The 7249-nt window shown below is 69.9% G+C and carries 5 protein-coding genes; 2 read left to right on the top strand and 3 right to left on the bottom strand.

What is annotated here, in order from left to right:
* Window positions 1-37 precede the first annotated feature (37 nt).
* Window positions 38-1018: a UDP-glucose 4-epimerase GalE gene (gene galE, locus G6023_RS06640; protein ID WP_182634580.1), complete on the bottom strand. Its 981-nt coding sequence runs from the start codon at window positions 1016-1018 to the stop codon at window positions 38-40.
* Window positions 1015-1704 (bottom strand): iron-dependent transcriptional repressor DtxR, encoded by a 690-nt coding sequence (locus G6023_RS06635; protein WP_069390229.1) that lies wholly within the window; start codon window positions 1702-1704, stop codon window positions 1015-1017. The genes galE and G6023_RS06635 overlap by 4 nt, the downstream gene beginning before the upstream one ends.
* A gap of 229 nt (window positions 1705-1933) precedes the next feature.
* Here G6023_RS06635 and G6023_RS06630 point away from each other — a divergent pair, with 229 nt between their 5' ends.
* Window positions 1934-3166, top strand: coding sequence for an acetoin utilization protein AcuC (locus G6023_RS06630; RefSeq protein WP_096905527.1), 1233 nt, complete (start codon window positions 1934-1936; stop codon window positions 3164-3166).
* A 57-nt stretch (window positions 3167-3223) separates the two neighbouring features.
* Window positions 3224-5974 carry a bifunctional acetate--CoA ligase family protein/GNAT family N-acetyltransferase gene (locus G6023_RS06625; RefSeq protein WP_182634578.1) on the top strand — a complete coding sequence of 917 codons (2751 nt, stop codon included), beginning with the start codon at window positions 3224-3226 and terminating at the stop codon, window positions 5972-5974.
* Between the two features lie 178 nt (window positions 5975-6152).
* Here G6023_RS06625 and G6023_RS06620 read toward each other — a convergent pair whose 3' ends face one another.
* Window positions 6153-7121 carry a sigma-70 family RNA polymerase sigma factor gene (locus G6023_RS06620; protein ID WP_182634576.1) on the bottom strand — a complete coding sequence of 323 codons (969 nt, stop codon included), beginning with the start codon at window positions 7119-7121 and terminating at the stop codon, window positions 6153-6155.
* Between the last annotated feature and the right edge of the window lie 128 nt (window positions 7122-7249).

Raw genomic sequence — 7249 nt, 5'->3', positions numbered from 1 at the left:
TCAGGCAGGTGGCCGCGGCCGCCTGAGCCGCTCCGGGTCAGCGCGGAGCCGAGTGCGCGCGGTCGCCGAGCGCCTCGGTGAACGCCCAGGCGTCCTCGACGACCGTACGCAGGTCGGTGCGGGAGGGGTTCCACCCGAGTTCGGCGATCGCCCGGGCGCTGGAGGCCACGAGCACCGCCGGGTCGCCGGCGCGACGTGGGGCGACGACGTCGGGGATGGGATGTCCGGTGACCTCCCGGCACACGTCGATGACCTCACGGACGGAGAACCCCTCACCGCTGCCCAGGTTGAGCACCCGGTGGGTGCCGGGAGTGTTGGTCTCCAGCGCCAGCAGATGGGCGTCGGCGAGGTCGGCGACGTGGATGTAGTCGCGGATGCACGTGCCATCGGGGGTGGGCCGGTCGTCACCGAAGACCTTGATATCGGCGCGATGGCCGAGCGCGACCTGCAGCACGAGGGGGATGAGGTGGGTCTCCACGACCCGGTTCTCGCCCGCACCGTGATAGGCCCCGGCGACGTTGAAGTAGCGCAGGCTGGTCGCGGCGAGACCGTACGCGGTGGCGTACGACGTGATGGCGTGATCGATCGCGAGTTTGGTGGCCCCGTAGGTGTTGGTCGGACGCGTGGGCATGTCCTCGGTGATGGGGACCTGCTCGGGCTCGCCGTAGGTGGCGGCGGTGGAGGAGAACACCAGGTTGCCCACCCCGGACTCACGCATCGCGTCGAGGAGGGCCAGGGACGTGACGACGTTGCCCTGCCAGTACTCCCCGGGCTTCTCGACGGACTCGCCGACGAGTGAACGCGCGGCGAAGTGCAGGACACCGTCGAACGAGGAGTCGAGAACCTCCGGCGCGCGTACGGCCACGTCCCCCTCGACGAACGTCGCCCCCTCGGGAACCCCGTCCCGGTTACCCGTGGACAGGTCGTCGAGCACCACCACCTCGTGACCGCGCTCGATCAGGACCGTCGCGCAGACCCCGCCGACATACCCGGCGCCGCCGGTGACGAGCAGCTTCACGAGACGATCTCGACCTGGATGGCGTGGGCGTGGTCGCCGTCGAGTTCCACCGTGCGCCCCTCACCGGAGTCGAGCTCGACGAGGTGCCCGCGGCGGGTGGCGGTGACGGTTCTGAGCGGTTCGACGCCCGCGGCCCGGAGCTCGGAGATCAGTTCCGTGTCGATCTGCACGTTCTCACCGATCGCCCGGATCCGGACCCGGTGGGCCACGTCACTCTCCAGCGCCGAGAGCCTGATCTGGTTGGGGTCGTCGAGGGCGGAGGCGGGGTACCCGATCCGCTCCAGCCCGGGGATCGGGTTGCCGTAGGGAGAGGTCCGGGGGTCATCGAGGACCTCGATGAGCCGCCGCTCGACGTCGTCGCTCATCACGTGCTCCCAGCGGCACGCCTCGGCGTGGACCTTCTCGAGCTCCAGTCCGATCACGTCGACCAGGAGACGCTCGGCGAGGCGGTGCTTACGCATCACACCCACCGCGAGTTCCCTGCCCGTGGCGGTGAGCTGGAGATGCCGGTCGGGGGCCACGAGGACCAACCCGTCGCGCTCCATCCGCGCGACGGTCTGGCTCACGGTCGGCCCGCTCTGCTCGAGGCGCTCCGCGATCCTCGCCCGCAGCGGGATCACGCCTTCCTCCTCGAGTTCGTAAATGGTGCGGAGGTACATCTCGGTGGTGTCCACCAGGTCCTTCACGCTGCAGTCCTCCACGGTCGGATCGTCGATAGGTGTGCGACTCCCCGCAGGCGCGGGCGCCCTCAGGGTTCTGCCTCCGAGACTACCGTCGGGCCACCGACCGGGGTGGAGAGCGGACATTCGGGGGCCGGGCCCGGTGCCACACGCGTAGATTCACGGGTGACGTGCCCCACTGCTCGCTCGGGGTGCTCGGGCCGGGAACGACCCGGCCCACGGGAGGACGGTGGCTATGGCCGGGATCGGGGACGGCGTCGCGGCGAAGGTCGTGTGGAGTCCGTCATTGCTGGAGTACCGGCATTCCGCTGACCACCCGATGAGTCCACGGCGGCTCGATCTGACCATGTCGCTCGCGACCGAGCTCGGCGTCCTGCAGGGTGTCGAGATGCTGGACCCCGGGTCGGCCAGCGAGGACGAGCTACTGAGGGTCCACACCTCCCGCTACATCGACGCCGTCAAGGCCGCCGGCGACCTGCCGCCCGGTGAGCATGTCGGGATGAGCCACGGGCTCGGGACGGCCGACAACCCGACGTTCCCGGCGATGCACGAGGCCAGCGCGGCGGTCGCGGGCGGCACGCTGACGGCCGCCCGGGCCATCGCCAGCGGGGCCGCGACGCGTGCGGTCTCCGTCGCCGGGGGGATGCACCACGCCATGCCCGCTGCCGCCGCCGGGTTCTGCGTCTACAACGACGCGGCGGTGGCGATCAGCTGGTTGCTCGACAACGGGTACGACCGCGTCGCCTACGTCGACATCGACGTCCACCACGGGGACGGCGTCCAGACCGCGTTCTACGAGGACCCGCGGGTCCTGACGGTGTCCCTGCACCAGCACCCAGCCACCCTGTGGCCGTCCACCGGCTGGGCGTCGGAGACCGGTGTCGGCCGCGCGGAGGGCACCGCCGTCAACCTGGCGTACCTCCCCGCGGTCACCGATGATCTCTGGCTGCGGGGCTTCCACGCCGTGGTCCCCGGAGTGCTGCGGACGTTCGAACCCCAGATCATCGTCATGCAGGCCGGGTGCGACTCGCACCGTGAAGACCCGCTCGCCGACCTCTCGTTGACCGTCGACGGTCACCGGCAGTCGTATCTGGAGGTCGTGGCGCTGGCTGACGAACTCTGCGAAGGGAGACTCATCGCGATCGGCGGGGGCGGCTACGAACTGGTGCGGGTGGTCCCGCGGTCGTGGACCCACCTCATCGCTGCCGTGCTGGGGGTCCCGCTCGACCCGGCGACCGCGATCCCGGACCAGTGGCGGGCCGCGGCCGGCAGGTTCACCGTCCCCGACCGCGTCCCGCAGACGATGGGGGACGGGGAGACCCCCGGCTACACCCCGTGGGAGCCCGCGGGATCCGATCGGGGGGTGGAGATGGATCGTTCGCTCGCCCGACTCGACCAGTCGATCCTCGACACCCGCCGCTCGGTCTACCCCCTGCTCGGACTCGACCCGGACGATCCCCGCGACTGACCGGCAGCGCTGCAACAGACTCATCGACCCCCTACCCCTCAGTCCCTGGAGGACCCCATGGCGCACCCCGGCGACCGCGAGACAGTTGACACGGTGACCGAGAACCCGACCGACGCCACCCCGGCGGTGGACCCACCCGAGCACGCGTCGACCGACACCTCCGTCGACGAGTACCCGGAGGGCTATCCCCACGAGTGGGCTGCGGACGTACTCGGATCCGACGGGCGGGCCGTGCGCGTGCGGCCGATCCTGCCCAACGACGCCGAGAAGATCTCCCGGTTCCACACCAGCCTGTCCGAGCGCACCCGCTACCTGCGTTACTTCGGATCGCACGATGTGCTGTCCGACCGTGAACTCGCCTGGATGACCAACGTCGACTACCGCGACCGGATGGCGTTCGTCGCCGAGTTGGGCGCGGAGGTCATCGGCATGGCGATCTACGAGCGACTGCCGAACTCGACCTTCGCCGAGGTCGCGTTCACCATCTCCGACCAGCATCAGGGGCGTGGGCTGGGGTCGATCTTCCTCGAGCACCTGGCCGGCGCCGCGGCCGAATGCGGGATCGACCACTTCGAGGCCGAGGTGCTCTCCGAGAACCGGTCGATGATCCAGGTGTTCCGGCGGGCCGGGTACGAGATCTCCCGTTCGTTCGATGGGTCCACTCTCCACCTGGAGTTCGCGATCGACCCATCCGAGGCCCTGACCAATGTCCGGAACTCGCGGGAGGCGGCGGCGGAGGCACGGAGTCTGGCGCGTGTGCTCAACCCCAGTTCCGTCGCCGTGATCGGCGCCTCGGACCAGGTGGGCAAGATCGGGCACACGGTACTGCGCAACCTCATCGGCAACGGGTTCTCCGGTCCCGTGTACCCCGTCAATTCCGATGCCACGTCGGTGCAGTCCGTGCGCGCCTATCCGAGCGTCAGGGACATCCCGGATCCCGTGGACCTCGCGGTAGTGGCAGTACCGGCGGCGTCCATGTCGGAAGTCCTCGACGACTGCCTGTCGAAGGGCGTGTCGACCCTCGTCGTCATCTCCGCCGGGTTCTCGGACGTCGGCAGCGCCGGCGTCGTCTCCGAACGGCGTCTGGTCAGCGAGGCCCGCGCCCACGGGATGCGCGTGGTCGGCCCCAACGCGCTCGGGGTGATCAACACCTCACCCGACGTGCAGCTCAACGCGACCCTCGCAGAAGTCGTTCCGGGACCCGGCCGCACGGGGTTCTTCTGCCAGTCGGGTGCGCTCGGGATCGCCATCCTCGCCGCCGCGGCCCGACGTGGGCTCGGGCTGTCCACGTTCGTCTCCGCCGGTAACCGCGCCGACGTCTCCGGCAACGACCTGCTGCAGTACTGGGACACCGACACCGCCACCGAGGTGGTGCTGCTCTACCTGGAGAGCTTCGGTAACGCCCGCAAGTTCTCCCGGATCGCCCGGCGCGTGGCGCGCAACAAGCCGGTGGTGGTGGTCCGCCGAGCGGCCGACGATCTGGAGTCGGGCGTCGAGGGGCTGACGGCGAACGCCATCGGTGGACTGTTCCGCGACTCCGGCCTCATCCAGGTGGATTCCATCACGGACATGTTCGACACCGCCACGCTCCTGGCCTACCAACCGCTGCCCACGGGAGGTCGCCTCGGCATCGTCGGCAACTCCTCCGCGGTCGGACGCCTCGGCGGGGACTCCGCGCGTCAACAGGGCTTCACCGTGGCGCATTCGGTCGATCTGGGTGCCGGCGCGTCCCCGGAGGAGTTCCGCGAGGCGATCGCGGACGTCCTCGCACGTGACGAGGTCGACTCGGTCCTGACGGTGTTCGTCCCTCCGGTCGCGACGGAACCCGACGCCTATGCCGAGGCGATCCGTACCGCCGCGGGCGAGAGCAGCAAGCCCGTGGTGAGTACCTTCCTCGCGGGGGAAGGGCTGCCGGAGGGACTGACGGTGACCGACGAGTCCGGGGTGGCGGCGCGGGGCTCGATACCCTCCTACCCGTATCCCGAACGAGCGGTGTCCGCACTGGTGCGCGCCCGCCGGTACGCCGAGTGGCTCGACAAGCCGGCCGAGGAGCCCGCCGAGTACGAGGACATCGACCGCGCACGCGCGCGGGAGCTCGTGGACTCGCTCTGCCAGCTCCACGCCGGAACCGAGTCGTTCGAGCTCACGCAGGGCCAGGTCCGGGCCCTGTTGGAGTGCTATGGGATCGACATCGTCGACTACCGCGTCGTGACGGATGTCGACCAGGCCGTGATGGCCGCCGACGAGTTGGGCTACCCGGTGGCGGTCAAGGCGATGAGTGACCGGTGGCGGACCCGCAGCGATCAGTCCGGGGTGCGACTCGACCTCGTCGACTCTGCCGCGGTGCGGCATGCCTTCGCGTTCCTCCAGTCCACGACGGGCTCACGTTCCCTGCACGTGCAGAAGATGGCGACCAAGGGGGTCGCCGTGACCATCCGGGTCGCCGATCACCCGATCTTCGGCACCCTCATCTCGTTCGGACTGTCCGGGATGTTGTCGGATCTGCTGGCCGACCGGGCGTTCAGCACGCTGCCGATCTCACCCCGCGAGGCGGCCGCCCTGCTCGACCGGCCCCGGGCCGCAGCGCTCCTCGACGGGTATGCCGGGGACGCGCCTGTGGACCGTGACGCGTTGGTGGAGCTCATGGGGCGGGTTTCATGCCTGGTAGAGGACGTGCCGGAGATGCGGCGCCTGTCGGTGGACCCGGCGCTCGCCGGACCCGACGGTCTCGCGGTGCTCTACGCAACGGTCCGGCTGGGGCCGCCTCCCAGGTTCAGCGCCGACGAGGGGCCCCGCCGGCTGCGCTAGGCGCTGTGGTCGGCCCTGGACGGCACCGCGAAGGCCCCGCCCCTCCCGATCGGGGGAGGCGGGGCCCTGGGATTGCGACCTCACGGTGTGAAGGGCTCCGGGGAACCCGGCGCGCGTCTGATCGGGCGGCGTCCGATCGGGCAGCGTCTGATCGTGCGGCGTGCGATCCGGCGTCCGGTCAGACGGCGTAGGAGCGGAGCTTGTCCGCGCGACGACCCTCGCGGAGCTTGGCCATGACCTCGCGCTCGATCTGGCGGACCCGCTCGCGCGACAGTCCGAAACGCTTGCCGATCTGGTCGAGGGTGCGGGGCTGGCCGTCGTCGAGACCGAAACGCAGCGTGATGACCTGCTGCTCGCGCTCCTCGAGGGTGGCCAGGACCGCGCGCACGTCGGAGTGCATCACATTGGTCACCACGGTGTTCTCGGCACTGGTGGCCTCCGCGTCCTCGATGAAGTCACCGAGCGGCGCCTCCTCGTCCGCGCCGACCGGCATGTCGAGGCTCACCGGGTCACGCGAATGGTCCAGCAGCTCCTCGATCTTGTGCGCGGGGATGCCCGACTCCTCGGCGAGTTCCTCGAGGGAGGCCTCACGGCCGAGCTGCTGGTGGAGTTCACGCTTGATCCGGGCGAGCTTGTTGACCTGCTCGACCAGGTGGACCGGCAGACGGATGGTGCGGGATTGATCGGCCATTCCGCGGGTGATCGCCTGACGGATCCACCAGGTGGCATAGGTGGAGAACTTGAAGCCCTTCGCGTAGTCGAACTTCTCCATCGCACGGATCAGGCCCAGGTTGCCCTCCTGGATGAGGTCCAGCAACGGCATGCCGCGGCCCGTGTAGCGCTTGGCCAGCGACACCACCAGGCGCAGGTTGGCCTCCAGCAGATGGGCGCGGGCGGCCTCACCTTCCGCGACGATCGCCTTGAGGTCGGCCTTGCGGACCGGACCCAGACGCTTCTTGGTCTCCAGCACGTGCTTGGCGTAGAGACCGGCCTCGATCCGCTTGGAGAGCTCGACCTCGTCCTCAGCGTTGAGCAGTGCCGTCTTGCCGATCCCGTTGAGGTAGACACGGACGAGGTCAGCGCTCGGGCTCTGGCTGTCCGGCCCCGCCTCCGTCCGACGGTCCGATCGGGTGGTGGCTGACGTCATGTCTCCTCCTCCTGCCTGGCCATGTGACGAGGCCGGCGTTCGGTTGCTGGTGGACGGATCAGGCGCGTGGCCGGGTCACGGTCACGTACCTCTACAACGACGGGGGTACCGGGAATGTTCCCGCGCCG

The sequence above is a fragment of the Dietzia sp. DQ11-71 genome (assembly GCF_014144995.1).
In the GTDB taxonomy this organism is placed as follows: domain Bacteria; phylum Actinomycetota; class Actinomycetes; order Mycobacteriales; family Mycobacteriaceae; genus Dietzia; species Dietzia kunjamensis.
The sequence above is the reverse complement of the archived record's forward strand: the minus strand, read 5'-3'. Positions and strand labels throughout refer to the sequence as shown.